The 18,974-nt window shown below is 64.1% G+C and carries 15 protein-coding genes; 11 read left to right on the plus strand and 4 right to left on the minus strand.

Annotated elements, in window-relative coordinates; genetic code table 11:
- Positions 1 to 10 precede the first annotated feature (10 nt).
- The gene (locus tag ABE493_RS01870) at positions 11 to 1,399 is read right to left on the minus strand and encodes an FAD-binding oxidoreductase (protein WP_346496726.1); all 1,389 of its coding nucleotides are present in this window, start codon (positions 1,397 to 1,399) and stop codon (positions 11 to 13) included.
- A 203-nt stretch (positions 1,400 to 1,602) separates the two neighbouring features.
- Here ABE493_RS01870 and serA point away from each other — a divergent pair, with 203 nt between their 5' ends.
- Positions 1,603 to 2,844 carry a phosphoglycerate dehydrogenase gene (gene serA / locus ABE493_RS01875; RefSeq protein WP_346496728.1) on the plus strand — a complete coding sequence of 414 codons (1,242 nt, stop codon included), beginning with the start codon at positions 1,603 to 1,605 and terminating at the stop codon, positions 2,842 to 2,844.
- A gap of 425 nt (positions 2,845 to 3,269) precedes the next feature.
- Here serA and ABE493_RS01880 read toward each other — a convergent pair whose 3' ends face one another.
- Positions 3,270 to 3,815: an NUDIX hydrolase gene (locus ABE493_RS01880; protein ID WP_346496730.1), complete on the minus strand. Its 546-nt coding sequence runs from the start codon at positions 3,813 to 3,815 to the stop codon at positions 3,270 to 3,272.
- A gap of 188 nt (positions 3,816 to 4,003) precedes the next feature.
- Here ABE493_RS01880 and ABE493_RS01885 point away from each other — a divergent pair, with 188 nt between their 5' ends.
- The 6 genes from ABE493_RS01885 (at position 4,004) to ABE493_RS01910 (ending at position 10,079) form a co-directional block, all read left to right on the plus strand.
- Positions 4,004 to 5,479: an amino acid permease gene (locus ABE493_RS01885; RefSeq protein ID WP_346496732.1), complete on the plus strand. Its 1,476-nt coding sequence runs from the start codon at positions 4,004 to 4,006 to the stop codon at positions 5,477 to 5,479.
- Positions 5,480 to 5,557: 78 nt separating this feature from the next.
- Positions 5,558 to 7,003: an amino acid permease gene (locus tag ABE493_RS01890; protein WP_057628653.1), complete on the plus strand. Its 1,446-nt coding sequence runs from the start codon at positions 5,558 to 5,560 to the stop codon at positions 7,001 to 7,003.
- Between the two features lie 276 nt (positions 7,004 to 7,279).
- Positions 7,280 to 7,927: a methylthioribulose 1-phosphate dehydratase gene (locus tag ABE493_RS01895; protein ID WP_346496734.1), complete on the plus strand. Its 648-nt coding sequence runs from the start codon at positions 7,280 to 7,282 to the stop codon at positions 7,925 to 7,927.
- Between the two features lie 24 nt (positions 7,928 to 7,951).
- Positions 7,952 to 8,506, plus strand: coding sequence for a 1,2-dihydroxy-3-keto-5-methylthiopentene dioxygenase (locus ABE493_RS01900; RefSeq protein ID WP_346496736.1), 555 nt, complete (start codon positions 7,952 to 7,954; stop codon positions 8,504 to 8,506).
- A 157-nt stretch (positions 8,507 to 8,663) separates the two neighbouring features.
- A complete protein-coding gene (mtnC, locus tag ABE493_RS01905) occupies positions 8,664 to 9,362 on the plus strand; it encodes an acireductone synthase (RefSeq protein ID WP_346496738.1) in 699 nt (232 codons plus the stop codon).
- 207 nt (positions 9,363 to 9,569) lie between these two features.
- Positions 9,570 to 10,079 (plus strand): MgtC/SapB family protein, encoded by a 510-nt coding sequence (locus tag ABE493_RS01910; protein ID WP_346496740.1) that lies wholly within the window; start codon positions 9,570 to 9,572, stop codon positions 10,077 to 10,079.
- Between the two features lie 252 nt (positions 10,080 to 10,331).
- Here the strand turns inward: ABE493_RS01910 and ABE493_RS01915 are convergent, their stop codons facing one another.
- Both ABE493_RS01915 and ABE493_RS01920 read right to left on the minus strand, forming a co-directional pair.
- Positions 10,332 to 11,498: a metallophosphoesterase gene (locus ABE493_RS01915; RefSeq protein WP_346496742.1), complete on the minus strand. Its 1,167-nt coding sequence runs from the start codon at positions 11,496 to 11,498 to the stop codon at positions 10,332 to 10,334.
- Positions 11,499 to 11,908: 410 nt separating this feature from the next.
- Complete coding sequence (locus tag ABE493_RS01920) at positions 11,909 to 13,726, minus strand: DUF885 domain-containing protein (protein ID WP_346496744.1); 1,818 nt, start codon at positions 13,724 to 13,726, stop codon at positions 11,909 to 11,911.
- A 218-nt stretch (positions 13,727 to 13,944) separates the two neighbouring features.
- On the opposite strand from ABE493_RS01920, the gene ABE493_RS01925 reads away from it, so the two are divergent.
- The 4 genes from ABE493_RS01925 (at position 13,945) to ABE493_RS01940 (ending at position 18,915) form a co-directional block, all read left to right on the plus strand.
- On the plus strand, positions 13,945 to 15,216 hold the full coding sequence (locus tag ABE493_RS01925; protein WP_346496746.1) for an amino acid permease: 1,272 nt from the start codon (positions 13,945 to 13,947) through the stop codon (positions 15,214 to 15,216).
- A gap of 341 nt (positions 15,217 to 15,557) precedes the next feature.
- Positions 15,558 to 15,827: a flagellar biosynthetic protein FliQ gene (locus ABE493_RS01930; RefSeq protein WP_346496748.1), complete on the plus strand. Its 270-nt coding sequence runs from the start codon at positions 15,558 to 15,560 to the stop codon at positions 15,825 to 15,827.
- A 4-nt stretch (positions 15,828 to 15,831) separates the two neighbouring features.
- Complete coding sequence (gene fliR, locus ABE493_RS01935; protein ID WP_057628667.1) at positions 15,832 to 16,623, plus strand: flagellar biosynthetic protein FliR; 792 nt, start codon at positions 15,832 to 15,834, stop codon at positions 16,621 to 16,623.
- Positions 16,624 to 16,794: 171 nt separating this feature from the next.
- The gene (locus ABE493_RS01940) at positions 16,795 to 18,915 is read left to right on the plus strand and encodes a putative bifunctional diguanylate cyclase/phosphodiesterase (protein WP_346496750.1); all 2,121 of its coding nucleotides are present in this window, start codon (positions 16,795 to 16,797) and stop codon (positions 18,913 to 18,915) included.
- The last annotated feature ends 59 nt before the right edge of the window (positions 18,916 to 18,974 follow it).

Consider the following 18,974-nt stretch of genomic DNA (forward strand, 5'->3'; position numbering starts at 1 on the left):
GGCTGTTCGATCAGGGATCGAACAGCTTGCCCGGGTTCAACAACCAGTTCGGATCGAAGGCGCGCTTGACGCCGCGCATCAGTGCCACTTCAGCGTCGCTGCGGGTGCTGGCCAGGTAAGCCTTCTTGACCAGGCCAATACCGTGCTCGGCCGAGATGCTGCCGTCAAAGCGGTGCAACACCTGCGCCAGCAGCTTGGTCACGTGCTCGCATTGACTGAGGAATTCAGCATCGCTGCTGTCATCGGGCTTGAGCACGTTGATGTGCAGGTTGCCATCGCCGATGTGCCCGAACCAGACCACTTCGAAGTGGGGATAGGCACCATTGATCAGCGCCTGGGTTTCAGCCAGGAAGGCCGGCATCGCCGAAATACGCACCGAGACATCGTTCTTGTACGGTTTGTAACGCGCCACCGATTCGGTGATGCCTTCGCGCAACCGCCACAGCTGCTGGGCCTGTGCCTCGCTGGTGCTGATCACCCCATCCAGCACCCAGCCCTGCTCCATGCAGTATTCAAACGCCGCCAGCGCAGCGGCTTCGCCGGCCTCATCGGCGGAGGCGTATTCGGTTACCACGTAATACGGGTGAATCTCGTCAAACGGATACTGCGCGCCGTGCGCGGTGACGTGCTTGACCGCCAGATCGGTGAAGAACTCAAAGGCTTCCAGCTGCAGGCGCTCGCGGAACGCCGAGAACACCTGCATCAGCACCTCGAAGGACGGCAGTGCCAGCACCATCACATTGGTACTCGGCGGTGGATCGGTGAGCTTCAACGTGGCCTCGACCACGATGCCCAACGTGCCCTCCGAGCCGATCATCAGCTGGCGGAAGTCGTAGCCGCTGGAATTCTTTATCAAGCCCTTGTTGAGCTCCAGCAACTCGCCGTTGCCGGCAACCACCTTGAGCCCGGCAATCCATTCGCGGGTATTGCCGTAACGGATCACGCGGATGCCGCCGGCATTGGTGGCGATATTGCCGCCGATCGAACAGGAACCGCGCGCTGCGAAATCCACCGGATAGATCAAGCCGTGTTCCTTGGCGCTGTTGTGCACCGCTTCCAGCGGCATGCCGGCCTGCACCGTCAGGGTGCGGTCCACCGCATCAAACCCCAGCGGCTTGTTCATGCGCTCCAGGCTGAGCACCAGTTCGCCGTTGGCAGCGACGGCGCCACCGGACAGGCCGGTACGGCCACCGGACGGCACCACTGCCACCTTGTGCGCATTGGCCCAGCGCACCACGGCCTGCACCTCTTCGACGCTACCCGGCAAGGCAATGGCCAGCGGCGCCGGCGTCCAGCGCCGGGTCCAATCGCGCCCGTAGTGTTCCAGATCACCGGCGTCGGTCTTCAAACGCAGGTCGGGGCAGGACTGCAGCAGGGATTCCAGGCGCGGATCGGTCATGACGGTGCTTCGGCGGCGTGAAAGCCGCCAAGCGTGACAGCCCCATCGCGTGCCGTCCAGTCACCTTGCCCGCACTTCGCCGCCGACCTGGATTTCATCTGAAACCTTTTGCCATCAAGGCTTTGCCGCGTTGCGCAGCGCACAAAAGCCGGCCTGCTTCTGGCATAGTTGGCGGCCTACCCCTCTACGCCGCCGTTCACGACATGTCGCCCAAGAAGACCTCGTTTCCGAAGCAGGACATCCGCGTTTTGTTGCTTGAGGGGGTCAGCCAGACCGCCGTGGACGTCTTCAAGGCGGCCGGTTACTCGCAGATCGAGCTGTACAGCAAGTCGCTGCCCGAGGACGAACTGAAGGCGCGCATCGCCGAAGCCCATATCGTCGGCATCCGCTCGCGTACCCATCTCAGCGCCGAAGTGCTGGCCCACGCAAAGCGGCTGATCGCGGTCGGCTGCTTCTGCATCGGCACCAACCAGGTGGATCTGGAAGCGGCCGAACTGGCCGGCATTCCGGTATTCAACGCGCCCTACTCCAATACCCGCTCGGTCGCCGAGCTGGTGATTGCCGAGGCGATCATGCTGACCCGTGGCATTCCGCAGAAGAACGCAGAATGCCACCGCGGTGGCTGGTCCAAGTCGGCCGCCGGCAGCCACGAAGTGCGCGGCAAGACCTTGGGCATCATCGGCTACGGCCATATCGGCACCCAGGTTGGCGTGCTGGCCGAGGCCCTGGGCATGCACGTGATCTTCCACGACATCGAAACCAAGCTGTCGCTGGGTAATGCCCACCCGGCAATCAGCCTGGACGACCTGCTGTCGCGTTCGGACGTGGTCACCCTGCATGTGCCGGAGAATGGTTCTACGCAGTGGATGATCGGTGCCGAGCAGCTGGGCAGGATGAAGAAGGGTGCGCACCTGATCAATGCAGCGCGCGGCACGGTGGTCGATATCGCCGCACTGGATGCAGCACTGGGCTCTGGCCATCTCGGCGGCGCTGCGGTGGACGTGTTCCCGGTCGAGCCCAAGGGCAATGGCGACCTGTTCGAATCCCCGCTTACCGCGCATGACAATGTGATCCTGACCCCGCACGTCGGCGGCTCCACGCTGGAAGCGCAGGAAAACATCGGCGTGGAAGTGGCGGCCAAGCTGGTGCGCTACAGCGACAACGGCTCGACCCTGTCGGCCGTCAATTTCCCGGAAGTAACGTTGCCGGAGCACGAGCAGAGCCTGCGCCTGCTGCACATCCACCGCAACGTACCGGGTGTGCTGTCCAAGATCAACGAGATCTTCTCGCGCCACAACCTCAACATCGATGGCCAGTTCCTGCGCACCGACCCCAAGGTTGGCTACGTGGTGATCGACATCAGTGCCACCGAGGAACAGGCCGCCGCCATCCGCGAAGAACTGGCCGTAATCCAGGGCACCCTGCGCACCCGCATCCTGTACTGACGCAGCCGCGTAGTGCCGAGCCATGCTCGGCAGAAGCTTTCCCAGCAAAGCAAAAACCACAGCATCGCTACGCTCTGAAAGCTGCCCTCACTCCAACCCCTCTCCCGCATGCGGGAGAGGGGCTAGATCAATGCGGGCTGCGACGCCTGTAGTGCCGAGCCATGCTCCGCCAAAGCTCTCCCAGTAAAGCAAAAACCACAGCATCGCTACGCTCCAAAAAGCCGCCCTCACCCCAACCCCTCTCCCGCATGCGGGAGAGGGGCTAGATCAATGCGGCTGCGACGCCTGTAGTGCCGAGCCATGCTCGGCAGAAGCTTTCCCGGCAACGCTCCAGCCGAGCATGGCTCGGCTCCACCAATCTGCTTTCCCGGCAATCAATGTGTCTTGCCGGCAATGTCCCAGTGCAACATCGCTGCACGTCGCATCTATCTCTGCAACCAGCGGTTTGCCATGCGTCGCATGGACTCATCTTGGTCGCCGGCGATCTCAGCCACCGGCCGCCAGGCCAGTTCCAGCGATTCCTCGCTGACCACAAACGCCTCGTTGCCGCCAGCAACAACCACATAGCGCACGTCATAGTGCCAATGGCCTGGCACCTCCTTGCGCTCGGGGATCCAGTGGCGGTCCAGGTCGAAGATGTCTGCAGACGCCAGCGTCAGCCCCGGCAGTCCCGATTCTTCCTCGGCCTCGCGCAGCGCCACCGCAGCAAGGTCGTGGTCGCCGTCGGCGTGCCCGCCCAGCTGCAGCCAACGCTGCAGTTTGCGATGGTGGGTGAGCAGCGCGCGCTGACCGTCGGCGCTGACCAGCCAGGCGCTGCCGGTGAAATGACCGGCCAGGCGCTGGCGGGTGAACGGATCCACCCCACCCTCGTCAAGCAGCGCCAGGAACGCCTGCGCCAGCTCTGCATGCTCCCGATGCCGCTGGGAATAGTCCTCAAATGCCCGACGCAACTGTAGATCTTCTCCAAGCATGACTGTAAGCACATCCCATTCTTTCAAGCAGGCGGCCATTATCGCTGTCGATGTTGCAGTTGCGCTTGTCGAGTTTCGCTACCTTTGGCAAGGTAGAGTGGTTGCCGACCGTTCAGCTTGCGTCGCCAGACAACCGGCCCCGTCGCGCCAGCGCGTTCGGGCCAACACACAGCTCGGGAAATTGCGGAATGCTTAAAGCACTGTTGAGGGTCAAGCCGGTCGAACCGGCCGCACATGTCGATGCAGGTGAGCCTGTCGAAGGCAGCCTGCAAGGCGAAGCCACACTCAAACGCACCCTCACCGCCAAGCACCTGATCCTGCTCGGCATCGGCGCAGTCATCGGTGCCGGCATCTTCGTCCTTACCGGGCAGGCAGCAGCCAACCACGCCGGCCCGGCAGTGATGCTGTCCTTCGTCTTTGCCGGCATCGCCTGCGCGCTGGCCGGCCTGTGTTACGCCGAGTTCGCGGCGATGATGCCGGTCTCCGGCAGTGCCTACTCCTATTCCTACGCCACCCTGGGCGAAGGCATGGCCTGGTTCATCGGCTGGTGCCTGGTACTGGAATACCTGTTCGCCTCGGCCTCGGTCGCGGTCGGCTGGTCGGCCTACCTGATCAGCTTCATCACCACCACGCTGCACATGCCCTTCCCGGACGCCTTGTCGGCGGCACCGCTGGCCTGGACCGGCAGCGAGTTCGTCAATTCAGGCAAGCTGTTCAACCTGCCTGCGGTGCTGATCGTGGCCGCCATCACCGGCCTGCTGTATGTCGGCGTGACCCAGTCCACCTTGGTCAATGCCGTCATCGTGGCGATCAAGGTCATCGTGATCTGCCTGTTTGTCGGCTTTGGCGTCCAGTACATCGACCCGGCAAACTGGCACCCGTTCATCCCCGAAAACACCGGCACCTTCGGCGAGTTCGGCTGGAGTGGCGTATTCCGCGCCGCCACCATCGTGTTCTTCGCCTATATCGGCTTCGATGCGGTATCCACCGCTGCCGGCGAAACCAAGGACCCGCAGAAGAACATGCCGATCGGCCTGCTCGGCTCACTGGCCATCTGCACCATCGTCTACATCGTCGTCTGCGCGGTGCTGACCGGCATGCTGCCGTACAACCTGCTGGGCACCGACAAGCCAGTGGCTACCGCGCTGGAAGCCTATCCGACCCTGTCCTGGCTCAAGACCGCAGTCGAGATCGGTGCCATTGCCGGCCTGTCCTCGGTGGTGTTGGTGATGATGATGGGCCAGTCGCGCATCGCCTACACCATCTCCCGTGACGGCCTGCTGCCGAAGATGTTCGGCAAGGTCCACCCGCGTTTCCGCACCCCTTACGTCAGCACGGTGGTAGTCGGCGTGCTGGCCGCCCTGCTGGCCGGGCTGGTGCCGCTGAACGTGCTCGGTGAGCTGGTGTCGATGGGCACCCTGCTGGCCTTTGCCACCGTCTGCATCGGCGTGCTGGTGCTGCGCCGGACCAAGCCCGACATCGTGCGCCCGTTCAAGGTGCCGGCCGCGTGGCTGATCTGTCCGCTGGGCGCGCTGGCCTGCCTGGCGCTGTTCATGCAGGCCTTCGTCGTGCATTGGCACCTGTTCGTCGGCTGGACCGTGCTGGGCCTGTTCATCTATTTCGGCTACGGCATCCGCAACAGCAAGCTCAACAAGAGCGCCTGACCAACACCTCGACCGGCGCCCCGCGCGCCGGTTTTCTTTTGCGCGCCCGGCGCGCACCGACGAGCGAAGACCCGAAACATGTTCAAGCAACTCTGGGCCACCAAACACCCGCACGCCGCGCACCAGGAGGCCAATGGTTTGAGCCTGCGGCGCACCCTCGGCCCGTGGGGGCTGACCGCACTGGGCATTGGTGCGGTCATCGGCGGCGGCATCTTCGTCATCACCGGCCAGGCGGCGGCCAACCACGCCGGCCCGGCAATCATGCTGTCCTTCGTGCTGGCAGCCATCTGCTGCGCCTTCTGTGCCCTGGCCTATGCCGAATTCGCCTCGATGGTGCCGGTGTCCGGCAGCGCCTACACCTATACCTACGCCACCTTCGGTGAGCTCTCGGCCTGGTTCATCGGCTGGATGCTAGTGCTGGAATACGGCGTTTCGGCCTCGGCCGTGGCAGTCAGCTGGACCGGTTACTTCCTGAGTTTCCTCAACCACTTCGACATCCATCTGCCCGCCGCGCTGGTCAACGCGCCGCTGGATGCGCAGCTCAAGCCGACCGGCGCGATCGCCAACCTGCCGGCCGCGATCCTGGTGCTGCTGCTGACCTGGCTGTGCTACGTGGGCATCAGCAAGTCCTCGGCGATGAACATGGCCATGGTCGTACTCAAGACCGGCCTGATCATCCTGGTGATCATTGCCGGCTGGAAATACGTGGACACCAGCAACTGGACTCCGTTCATCCCGGCCAACGAAGGCCCGGGCAAGTACGGCTTCGAAGGCGTATTGCGTGGCGCGGCGATGGTGTTCTTCGCCTATATCGGCTTTGAAGCGGTGTCGGTTGCCGCACAGGAATCGCACCGCCCTCAGCGCGACCTGCCGATCGGCATGTTGTTGTCGCTGGTGATCTGCACCGTGCTCTACATCGCCATGGCTGCGGTCATGACCGGCCTGGTGCCGTACCAGCTGCTGGGCACGGCCGAGCCGGTGGTCACTGCAGTTGCCGCGCATCCGCAACTGGATTGGCTACGCATCATTGTCGAGATCGGCGCGCTGATCGGCCTGGCCTCGGTGGTGCTGGTAATGGTGATCGGCCAGCCGCGCATCTTCATGATCATGGGCCGCGATGGCCTGCTGCCGCCGGTATTCACCAAGATCCACCCCAAGTACCGCACCCCGCACATCAATACCGTCATCACCGGTATCGGCATCGCGCTGCTGGCGGCCTTGTTCCCGCTGGATATCCTCGGCGAGCTGACTTCGATGGGCACGCTGATCGCTTTTGCCGCGGTCTGCGCCGGCGTACTGGTGCTGCGCCGCACCCAGCCCGACCTGCCGCGCCCGTTCCGTATTCCGATGGCCTGGTTGATCTGCAGCCTGGGCGTGCTCAGCTGCATCGCGCTGCTGACCGCAATGACCCTGCACAACTGGATGCTGATGGGCGTGTGGACGGCCACTGGCTTCATCATCTATTTCCTGTACGGCGTGCGCCACAGCAAGCTGAACGCGGAAAACAAGGCCAAGAACGGCTGAGCCGCCGGACAGAAGCCAAGCTGAAGCCCGGGCCTTGTCCCGGGCTTTCTTTTTGCAGATCGTTGGCCGAACCGCCTCGCCCTGTAGCCCGGGTAAGCGAACGCGCACCCGGGGCCTTTCGCATGCATCCTGACTTAAGGCTCCCGGGTGCGCTGCGCTTACCCGGGCTACAACGGCGCCGCGCCGGGGTACCGACGACACCCATATTCCGCACTGGCATCAGTTCCATCCGGATGCGTGCATGAACCTGCAACTGTTCTTAGTAGAATGGGCGCCATGAACGCGCCTACTGTCCCCTACGACGCCCAGCGGCTGAGCGAACTGGCCCAGCTGCTGATCGACAACATCCGCGAGCTGGCCCACGCCGGCTGGACACCTGCCACCAGCAGCAATTTCTCGCACCGCCTGGATGATCGGCACGCGGCCATCACCGTGTCCGGCAAGGACAAGGGGCGGCTGATCGAAAGCGACATCATGGTGGTGGATTTCGACGGCAAGGCCGTGGGCCGGCCGCTGCGCCCGTCAGCCGAAACCCTGCTGCACACCCAGCTGTACGCCCGTTTCCCGGAAGTCGGCTGCGTGCTGCATACCCACTCGCCAGTGCAGACCATTGCCTCGCGCCTGTACGGCAGCGACGGCCATATCCGCCTGGAAGGCTACGAGCTGCTCAAGGCCCTGCACGGCAACGCCACCCACGAAACCGCCGTGGACCTGAAGGTATTCCCCAACACACAGGACATGGATGTGTTGGCCGCCCAGGTCGAGGCCGAACTCGACAAGGGGCCGATGTGGGGTTATCTGATTGATGGCCACGGCCTGTACGCCTGGGGCCGCGACATGGCCGAAGCCCGTCGCCACCTGGAAGCCTTCGAGTTCCTGCTGCATTGTGAGCTGGAGCTACGCCGCCTGCGCGGCAACGCCTGACCCCCTTTCCACGTCGAGTCCCCCATGAGCCGACTGCGCATTTTCAATGAAACCGCCCCTGACGCGCCGCTGTTCGACAGCCGCGACGGCGAGGTCATCGCTGCTGAACTGAACAAGATCGGCGTCACCTTCGAACGCTGGCAAGCCAAGCACCCGGTCACGCCCGGCGCCAGCCAGGACGAAGTGTTCGCCGCCTACCGCGAAGACATCGACCGCCTGGTCGCCGCGCACGGCTTCAAGAGCGTGGACGTGGCCTCGATTGCCCCGGACAACCCGGCCCGCGCTGAGATCCGCAAGAAGTTCCTCGACGAGCATTACCACAAGGAAGACGAAGTACGTTTCTTCGTCGCCGGCTCGGGCCTGTTCACCCTGCACGTGGATGACAAGGTCTACGAAGTGGAGTGCGTGAAGGACGACCTGATCGCCGTACCGGACAGCGTCAAGCATTGGTTCGACATGGGTGAGGAACCGAGCTTCGCCGCCATCCGCTTCTTCACCGAGCCGGACGGCTGGGTCGGCCACTTCACCGGCACCGACATCGCCCAGCGCTTCCCGCGCTACCAGCCCAGCGCGGCATAAGCCGAGCTGAGCCCGCTTTTGCCCGGAGCCTCCGCTCTGCTTAAGCCCCTCTCCCGCTTGCGGGAGAGGGGTTGGGGTGAGGGCAGCTCCTGACTCTTGCCCCATACCCTCGCCAACCAAGCATTCGTGCCGAAAAGCACCGTGCAGGAAGACCAGCATGACCATCAACGCCATCCTCACCGACATCGAGGGCACCACCTCCAGCATCTCCTTCGTCAAGGAAGTGCTGTTCCCCTACGCCCGCAAGGCCTTACCCGGCTTCGTCCAGGCCCACGGCCAGGAACCGCAGGTGCGCCAATGGCTGGATGCAGTGGCCACCGAAATCGCCGCCAGCGCCTGCCAGGACGAGGTCATCGTTGAAACCCTGCAAGGCTGGATAGACCAGGACCGCAAGCACACCGCGCTCAAGGCGCTGCAGGGCATGATCTGGGATACCGGCTACCGCAATGGCGACTACGCCGCACACATGTACCCGGAAGTAGCCGATGTGCTGCGCGGCTGGCACGCGCGTGGCCTGCCGCTGTACGTGTACTCCTCCGGCTCGGTGCCGGCGCAGAAGCTGTTCTTTGGTTTCAGCAACGCGGGCGACCTCAATAGCCTGTTCTCGGGCAACTTCGACACTGAAGTCGGCGGCAAGCGCGAAGCGGCAAGCTATGCGCACATCGCCAAGGCCATCAACACCGCGCCGGGCGAGATCCTTTTCCTGTCCGACATTGTTGAAGAACTGGATGCCGCCCGCGATGCCGGGCTGCAGACCGTTCTGGTGGACCGCCTCGACGACTACCCGCAGCCGCGCACCGGCGAAGCCACGCACGGTCATCCCCGGGTCGAGCGCTTCGATCAGATCACCCTCTGATCGCCCCAGCCGCATACCGCAAGACGGCCCCTGATGGGGCCGTTTTCGTTTCAGCTGCCGGCGGCGGGTTGCCAGCAAAGCAGCTGCTGGTTTCACGCCAAACCCACTCCGCCATCACCGGCGGTAAAGCTTCCGCAACGCAGGATCATCGAGCCGCCCACAAGGACACCTGGCGCGCGATCAACCCAGCAACGGAGACCTCATCGCATGAGCATCACCGCAGAGATCGGCCAGGCGCTGGCCGCCGAGTTCAGCCTTCCCGACGTCCGCACATTGACCGTCATCGTCTCACGGCTGACCACGGCCATCGTGCTGGGCGGCCTGCTGGGGCTTGAGCGTGAGCGCAAGGGGCGCGCGGCCGGACTGAAAACCCACATCCTGGTCTCGGTAGGTTCGGCGCTGTTCGTGCTTGCGCCCTTGCAGATGGGTATCTCCGGCGCCGACGTTACCCGCGTGATGCAAGGCATCGTCTCCGGCATCGGTTTTCTGGGTGCTGGCGCCATCCTCAAGCTCGATGCCGAGGAGCGCATCCAGGGCCTGACCACCGCCGCCGGCATCTGGATGACCGCCGCCATCGGCATGGCTGCCGGCATGGGCATGGAAATGGTGGCCTTCATCACCACGATTGCCGCACTGGCCGTGGTCAGCACGCTGCCGAAGCTGATGCCGGACAAGCGCAGGAACATGGATGGCAGCCAGACCGATCTCGACACCTGATCGGCCTGGGTTACCGCAATACTGGCAACTTGAACATGTGCAGCACCCAGCAGGATCCAACCTCAGAGCAGCAAAATCGATTTCTCTTGTGGGAGCGGCATAAGTCGCGAAGCACACACATTTTCAGATGACATAGCTGCCAAGGCTCTGAACAATGCCAGCTTCGCGGTTTACACCGCTCCCACAAACAGATGCCGAGCTGGCGCATCCCCTGCTTCGCAACCGGGCGTTCTACGGCAACACCGACCTTCGCTATTCCGTTTGCTTGGCCGGGCTGCGCAGCACCAGCACATCGATGCTGGAACGCACACCCAGGCGCGCGGTGAAACCGTCCCATTGGCCCACGCCACTGCTGACGAACAACACCATCTCGCGCACCCGGTACTCGCCACGTACATAGCCGTGATTGAAAGGTGCTACCACCCAACGATCAAACCCGAGCATGTGCCCGCCATGGGTATGGCCGGAAATCTGCAGATCGATCGCACCAGTCGCAGCGGCCGCGCGTGCCTGCTTGGGCTGGTGGGCCAGCAGCACATGCACTTCGCCGCCCCTGCCGCCATCCACCACTGCCTGCATGTCCGGCGCCAGGCCACCGTGCATGTACGAGCTAGGCTTCAGCGCCGCCAGGTCACCAATGCCCGAAACCGCCAGCCTGCGGCCGTTGATGGTCAACAGCGCGGTCTGGTTCTCCAGCACACCCAGCCCCATCTGGCGGAAATGCGCCATCCACGCGCTGTAGTCGTAGTAATACTCGTGGTTGCCCGGCGCCAACCAGACACCGTAAGGGGCCTTGAGCTGCGCCAGCGGCGCGGCGAAACGGCCGCTGTCCTCCAGGCCACCGTCAGCCATGTCACCGGGCAGCACGATCATGTCGGGCTTGGCCGCCAGGGTGGCATCGACGATGCGCTGGGTACGCCAGGTGCGCTTTACCGGGCTGATATGCAGGTCGGCCAACACCGCTACGCGCAGTCCGTCCATCTCCTTGGGCAGGTTGGGAAGGACCAGGTCGCGCTCGTGCACCTGCGGCGGCTTGAGACCGTTATAGATGCCAAGTGTGGCAAGCAGCACGATCACCGTCGCCGCGCCATGGTTGAAGCCGGTGCCGTGCCAAAGCGCGGCCAAGCGCGAGCTGCGCGGCAGCAGGCGTGACAACAGCCAGCCGGCCTCGCGCAGCAGCACGAACACCAGCACCAGCATGAACATCACCAGCACCCAACCGAATACCAGTTGGATCCAGGCTTCGACCGTGTAGCTGAAGACATCCATCCGCCACAGCGTGGCGAAGCACAGCCCGAGCAGGGCCAAGCCGACGGTGATGCCGGTACGCCAGCGACGTTGGCGCTTGGACAGAGGGTTGACCGGCCACCAGAACAGAATGACGAGCAGCGGCAGGATCAGCGATACGAATAGAGTCATCGGCTATAGCAGCAGCGGCGCGCAGAACAGCCGCGATCACGCCGCAAACAGGTTTGAAGGGGATCGCGCACTGTGCCACGGCTACATGGCAAATCGCGCGGTTATGGCTGGAACACTACGTACGACCGAGCGTTGAATGTAGAGCCGAGCCATGCTCGGCTGGAGCTTGCCAAGCAATGCTGGGGCGGCTTGGGCTTCCCCGGCAATGCTGGGAAAGCCCTTGCCGAGCATGGCTCGGCAATACGCTCCTGCTCCCTCCCTTTGGCCAACGGCCAAGGGGAGGGTTGGGGAGGGGTTAGCCTTTTGCGGTAATGCCCCTTGCCGAGCATGGCTCGGCACTACAGTTGGGGCTTTGCTGGTGAAGCCCTTGCCGAGCATGGCTCGGCACTACCGGTAACCGGCGTTGCCGGTTACTTGGACTTTTCGGCGATCCAGGCGTTGAGCTTCTCGTCCAGCACGTCCAGCGGCACCGAGCCGTCCTTCAGCACTTCGGCATGGAACTCACGGATGTCGAACTTGGCGCCCAGCTTGTCCTGCGCGCGCTTGCGCAGTTCCTGGATCTTCAGCTCGCCGGTCTTGTAGGCCAGCGCCTGGCCCGGCCAGGCGATGTAACGCTCGGCTTCTGCAATGGCATCGGGCTCGCTCACCGAGGAGTTGGCGAACATGTAATCCAGCACCTGCTGGCGGGTCCAGTTCTTGGAATGCAGGCCGGTATCCACCACCAGGCGCACCGCGCGCCACAGCTCACCCTGCAGGCGGCCGAAGTAGCTGTACGGGTCGGTGTAGACGCCCAGGTCCTTGCCCAGGCTTTCGGCATACAGGCCCCAACCTTCGATGAAGGCGGTTTCGCCGCCGAAGCGACGGAACGCCGGAACGCCGCTCAATTCCTGCTGCAGGGCCAGCTGGAAGTGGTGGCCCGGAATGGCTTCGTGCAGGAACAGGTCTTCCGCGTCCCAGGTCTTGCGCGTCGGCAAGTCATAGGTGTTCACGTAGAAGATGCCCGGGCGGCTGCCGTCTTCGCTGGGCTGCATGTATTCGCCGCCGGCGGCCGACTTGGCGCGGAAGGCCTCGATCGGGCGGATCTCGAAGCCCGCCTTCGGGGTCAGCGAGAACAGTTTGGGCACATTGGCGTTGATCTTGGCCTCAAGACCACGGTAATGCTCCAGCAGTTCCGGCTCGGACTTGAACTCAAACTGCTTGTCGTTCTGCATGAACTTGAAGAAGTCCTGCAGCGAGCCCTTGAAGCCCACCTCGGCCATCACCTTCTGGATTTCGCCGTGGATACGCTCCACTTCCTTCAGGCCGATCTCGTGGATCTGCTCCGGCGTCTGCGCGGTGGTGGTGCTCTGCTTGGCGTTGAAGGCGTACCACGCCTTGCCGTCCGGCAGTGAATCCAGGCCCACCGTGTCGCGCGTGGCCGGCAGATAATCGTTGGCAATGAAATCACGCTGCTGCTTGATCGCCGGCATCAGCTTGTCGTTGATCACGCTGCGGAACGCCTCGGTCAGGCGGTCCTTGTCGGCCTGCGCGAAATCGGCCGGCAGCAGCTTGATCGGGCCCCAGAACTGGCTGTCCTCGGCCTTGGCGGTGAGGATCTCGTCGAACTGCGGCACCACTTTTTCCATCAGCACGCGCGGCTGCACCACACCGGCCTTCATGCCTTCACGCATGTTGGCGTTTTCGGTTTCCAGCAGCACCGGGATGCGCGCGGCACGTGCCAGCCAGTTGTCGTAGTCCTTGACCGTCTTGAACGGCTGCGCCACCTGGCCCGAACCCAGCATCACCGCATAGCTGACGGTGGAGCCCATCTGGTTGACCGGCATCATCCAGGTCGGGAATTTCTCACCTTCCAGCGACTGCTTCTGCTCTTCAACGAAGATGCGGTAGCTGAGCAGGTCCTGCCCGGCCAGGCCGGCATCGCCGAGCTTCTCGGCCTTGCCCAGCCATTCCTGGGTGAAGTCATGGCTCTGCTTGCGGAACTCGGCCGAGCCGAAATCCGGCAGCTGGTCGTTGTAGCGGTTGTCGCCCTGGAAGGTGGCCTGCAGCGGGTTCAGCTTGAGCACGCCCTCCCAATAGTCGGCATACAGCTGGTTCAGCTGCGCGGCCTTGTCGGCCTGCGGCGCCTGGGCGCTGCTGTCAGCGGCCGCAGGCTGCGAGGTCGGAGAACAGGCGGCCAACAGGGTGGCCAGGGAGAACGAGACGGCAAGCGCCAACGGTCGGACGGTCATCAGGGGTTTCCAACAAGGGGAACAAGGCCGCCAGCGTCAGCGCAACTGTCATTTGCCGGAAGGGCCAAAGGTCATTGCCGGGCAACCGACATCGCAGCCGGGGCCGCAAACCGTCATAATCGCCTCCCTGATGCGGCCGTCACCGGCGGCCGTCACCCGTATTCACGCTCGCCCGGGCCCGCTTATGCCCGGAGTGAGCCTTTGCCGTTGCTGTATTTATGACTACTTCGCGTCGCCCGCTGGGCTTCTGGTCCGCCACCGCCCTGGTTGTGGGCAGCATGATCGGCTCGGGCACCTTCCTGTTGCCCGCCACCCTCGCCCCCTATGGAGCGGCAACCCTGATCGGCTGGGGCATCACCCTGTGTGGCGCGCTGCTGCTGGCCATCACCTTTGCCCAGCTGGCAAAACGCTGGCCGCAGACTGGCGGCCCCTACGTGTTTGCGCGCAATGCCTTCGGCGAACTGCCGGGGTTCCTGGTGGCCTGGAGCTACTGGATCTCGATGTGGTGTGCCATCGCCGCCATTGCGGTGGCCTTCGCCGGCAGCATCGGCGCCATTTTCCCGGAACTCACCGCCACCCCGGTGCGCGCGGCCACCTGCGGCCTGGTCGCGCTGTGGGCCTGCGCCGGCGTCAATCTGATCGGCATGCGCGAGGCCGGCCGCCTGCAGCTGCTGACCACGGTATTGAAAGTGGTGCCGCTGCTGATGTTCGGCCTGGTCGCGCTGTGGCTGGTGGATACCAGCCACTACGTGCCCTTCAATCCCTCCGGCCAGTCACTGGGCAGCGTGGCCGCTGCCACCGTGGCACTGACCCTGTGGGCCATGATCGGCCTGGAGGCGGCTACCGTGCCGGCCGACTCGGTTGACGATGCGCCGCGCACCATTGCCCGCGCCACCGTCACCGGTACGCTGATCGCCGGCATCGCCACCGTGCTGGCCTGCACCACCGTGCTCGGCCTGCTGCCGGCCGATGTGCTGGCCAAGTCCGGCGCGCCGATGGCCGATGCCGCCGCCGCGCTGTGGGGCCCGACCGCCGGCATGCTGCTGGCGGTGGTGATGGCCATCTCCTGCGTTGGCGCACTCAATGGCTGGACCCTGCTGTCGGCGCAGCTGCCGATGGCGGCCGCCCGCGATGGCGTGCTGCCGCGTGCTTTCGCATATGAAAACAAGCGCGGCACGCCGGTATTCGGGGTGATCGTCAGCTGCCTGCTGGCCACCGTGCTGGTGATCTGCAACTACAACCGTTCGCTGGTGGATCTGTTCAAGTTCTCGGTGCTGCTGTCCACCGCCGCCACCCTGCTACCCTACCTGGCCGGCGCCGCTGCCTGGTTGTGGCGCGGCACCGGCATTCCCTCACGCATCGCCGCCGCAGGTGCGTTGGCCTTCAGTCTGTATGCCATCGCCGGCATCGGCAGCGAGGCCTTGCTGTGGGGCGTGGCGCTGATCGTGGCCGGTTTGCCGATCTACTTCTGGCTGCGCCATCGGCGTTGACCGGGCTGGTGCCGGGCCATGCTCGGCAGGGGCTTTACCGGTAAGGCCCCCAGCCAAGCATGGCTCGGCTCTACGCAGTCAAAAGCTACCCCTCCCCAGCCCTCCCCTTCGCTGCGCGAAAGGGAGGGGGCAAAACGGTAGTGCCGAGCCATGCTCGGCAGGGGCTTTGCCGGTAAGGCTTCAGCCGAGCATGGCTCGGCTCTACGCAGTCAAAAGCTACCCCTCCCCAACCCTCCCCTTCGCTGCGCGAAAGGGAGGGGGCAAAATCGATCACCCTCCGCCAATTGCACCCGCCGGAAATCCGGCGCGCAGTCTGGCACCGCTCTTGCATCTATCCGGGCATGAGTCCCGAACTTGCCCTCACCGAACTGCGCGGCGGCCTTGTCGCCACGCTGTGGATCGCCGGCCCGCTGCTACTGATCGTGCTGGTCGTCGGCGTGGTGATAGGCATCATCCAGGCCGCCACCCAGCTGAATGAGCCGACCATCGCCTTCGTCGCAAAAGCCGCAGCCCTTACCGCGGCGCTGTTCGCGCTGGGCAGCCTTCTGCTCGGCCATCTGGTCGAGTTCACCATCTTGTTGTTCCAGCGCATTCCCCACCTGATCGGCTAGCGGCATGGACTCGGTCACGCAGACGGTCATCGACGGCCAACAGGCATTTGCCATCATCGGCAATACCCTGTGGATCATGCTGCGCATCGGCGCGATGCTGATGGCCATGCCGATGCTGGGCACACGCGCGGTGCCAGCGCGGGTGCGCGCAATGCTGGCCATCGCCCTGTCCGTGGCGCTGGCGCCGGTATTGCCGCCGGTACCAATCTTCAACGGCTTCGACTCGGCTACCGTGCTCAGCATCCTGCGCGAGGTAGCGGTCGGGGTCAGCATCGGTTTCCTGCTGCGGTTGATCTTCGAAGCCGGCGCGATGGCCGGTGAAATGATCGCGCAAAGTACCGGCCTGGCGTTTGCGCAGATGGCCGACCCGATGCGCGGTGGCAGCTCCGGTGTGATCGGGCAATGGTTCTACCTGATGTTCGGCCTGTTGTTTTTCACCAGCAACGGCCATCTGGCACTGATCTCGCTGCTGGTGGACAGCTACAAGGCGCTGCCGATCGGAACTGCCCTGCCCGATCCGCACGCGGTGGCGGCATTGGCGCCCACGTTGGCTCTGCAGATCTTCCGTGGCGCGCTGTCGCTGGCACTGCCGCTGGTGGTGGCGATGCTGGCGATCAACCTGGCTTTCGGCGTGCTGGCCCGCGCCGCGCCGGCGCTCAATCCGATGCAGCTGGGTCTGCCGGTGGCACTGCTGTTGGGGCTGTCCCTGCTTACCCTGTTGTCAGGGGAAATGGGCGCGCCCGTGCAGCGTTTGTTCGACACCGCCTTTGATACGGCGCGACAGGTGACAATGTGACGTTGCGCTCAGCTCAAGGTTTTTGATTTGGTATTGCCTGACCCCCCTATTGCCGGTTCCTCTATACCGGTGGATAGTCCGGGTACAGGCGGGCGCCGCAGGGGAATGCGGAACCGAGTACGGCATCTCGCTGCCGCAACCGCGGCACGACAATCTTAGGGAGAGGGTTTGATGCTCGTTGGCAGCTACAACCCGTTGTTTGTCGTGTTGTCCATCCTGGTTGCCATTCTTGCCTCGTTCACGGCATTGGACATGGCTTCACGGGTATCGGCCTCGCAACCACGGCGCATTGCCGCCCGTTGGCTGCTGGCCGGCGGCGTGGCAATGGGTGCGGGCATCTGGTCAATGCACTTTGTCGGCATGCTTGCCTTCCGTTTGCCGATCCCCTTGGGCTACGACCTGTGGCTGACCCTGGAATCGCTGCTGGTCGCAGTGGCCGCCTCGATCTTTGCCCTGTGGCTGGTGTCCCGGCCCACCCTGCCGCATCTGCGGCTGGCACTGGGCGCCTTGTTGATGGGTCTGGGCATAGCCTGGATGCATTACGTCGGCATGTCGGCGCTGAAGATGTCGCCGGAAATCGACTACGACCCGATCTGGTTTGCGCTGTCCATCATCATTGCGGTGGGCGCCTCCTGGAGTGCGCTGTATATCGCCTTCCGTCTGCGCACCGTCGAACACGCCCTGCCACCTCGGCTGATTGCCGCGCTGGTGATGGGCCTGGCCATCGTCGGCATGCATTACACCGGCATGGCCGCAGCTCGGTTCCCGGCCAATGCAGTCTGCACGGCCGCCATTGGCGGTGGTGTTCCCACTGAATGGCTGGCTGCCTGCGTGGTGCTGCTGACCGTTGGCGTGATGGCGGTGGTTTTGACCATCTCCCTGTTCGAACAACGCATGCAGGCGCGGCTGCTGCACCTGCGCAACTCGATGCTGTCGGCCTCGCTGGACGATGCCCGCAAGGAGCTGTTCCACGCCAGCCAGCACGATTCACTGACCCGCCTCCCCAATCGCCAGCTCTCGCATGAACGCATAGAGCAGATGCTGCAGGACGGGCAGGCCATCACGGTGATGTCGATCGACCTGGACGGCTTTCGCCATATCAATGGCACCTTCGGTTCGCAAACCGGCGATGCGGCCCTGGTCGAAATAAGCGAGCGCCTGCGCCAGTTGCTGCCGACCGAGGACCTGGTAGGCCGCCTCGGCGGGGACCAGTTCGTCATCGCCAGCACCTTGGTGCAGCCCGAGGAAGTCGATGCCCAGGCCGAGCGCATCATCCTGGCGGTCAACTCGGTGCGGGCCGGCGGTCGCGACCTGCGCATCACTGCCAGCCTGGGCGTTGCCCAGTTCCCGCAACATGGCAGCAACGCCGCACAACTGATCGCCATGGCCGAAACCGCCATGGCCTACTCCAAGCAATCCGGCCGCAACAGCCATGCGCTGTTTGCCGACTGGATGAACGACAACGTCGAACAGGACCGGCGCCTGCTCGAGGACCTGCGCAAAGCCCTGGGCAGCGCGCAGTTGTCGCTGCACTACCAGCCGCGGGTGCACGCCAACAGCGGCCGCATCAGCGGCGCCGAGGCACTGATCCGCTGGCGTCACCCCGAGCACGGCTATATCCCGGCCGAGCGCATCATCCGCCTCACCGAGCAAAGCGAGCTGATGGATGCCATCAGCAACTGGGTGCTGGATGAAGCCTGCCGGCAGGTACGCAGCTGGCAGGATGCCGGCAACAGCGACTGGCGCGTCTCGGTGAACCTGTCCGGCCGCCAGTTGGGCTCGCCCAAACTGCTGCAGGACATACGTGCCGCGCTGGAGCGCAATGAACTGGACCCCTCACGACTGATACTGGAAATCAGCGAAACCGCAGTGATGCGCGACGCTGAAAGCACCATTGCAGTGCTGCGCAGCGTCGCGGGGCTGGGGGTGGGCATTTCGATCGACGATTTTGGCACCGGCGTCTCCAGCCTGCTGCACCTCAAGCGCCTGCCCGCCACCGAGATCAAGATCGGCCGTGCCTTCGTACTGGCGCTGGAGGACAGCGACGAGGACGTGGTGATTGTCTCGGCCATCGTCGCACTGGGCCATGCCTTGAATCTGCAGGTGGTTGCCAAGGGCATCGAGACCCAGGGGCAACGCTCCTACGTGGAACGCCTGGGCTGTGACCACCTGCAGGGCTACCTGCTGGGCCGCGCGGTCAGCGCCGAGAACTTCATGCGCCTGCATGGCGGCGACGCCCAGCTTGCCGCGATGGAGGCCCGGCTGGCCTCGTTCCAGGCCAGCCCCGAATAGGCCCTGTAGTGCCGAGCCATGCTCGGCAAGGGGCTTTACCGGTAAGGCCTCTGCCGAGC

It is taken from the genome of Stenotrophomonas terrae, assembly GCF_039674165.1.
Lineage (GTDB): Bacteria > Pseudomonadota > Gammaproteobacteria > Xanthomonadales > Xanthomonadaceae > Stenotrophomonas > Stenotrophomonas terrae_A.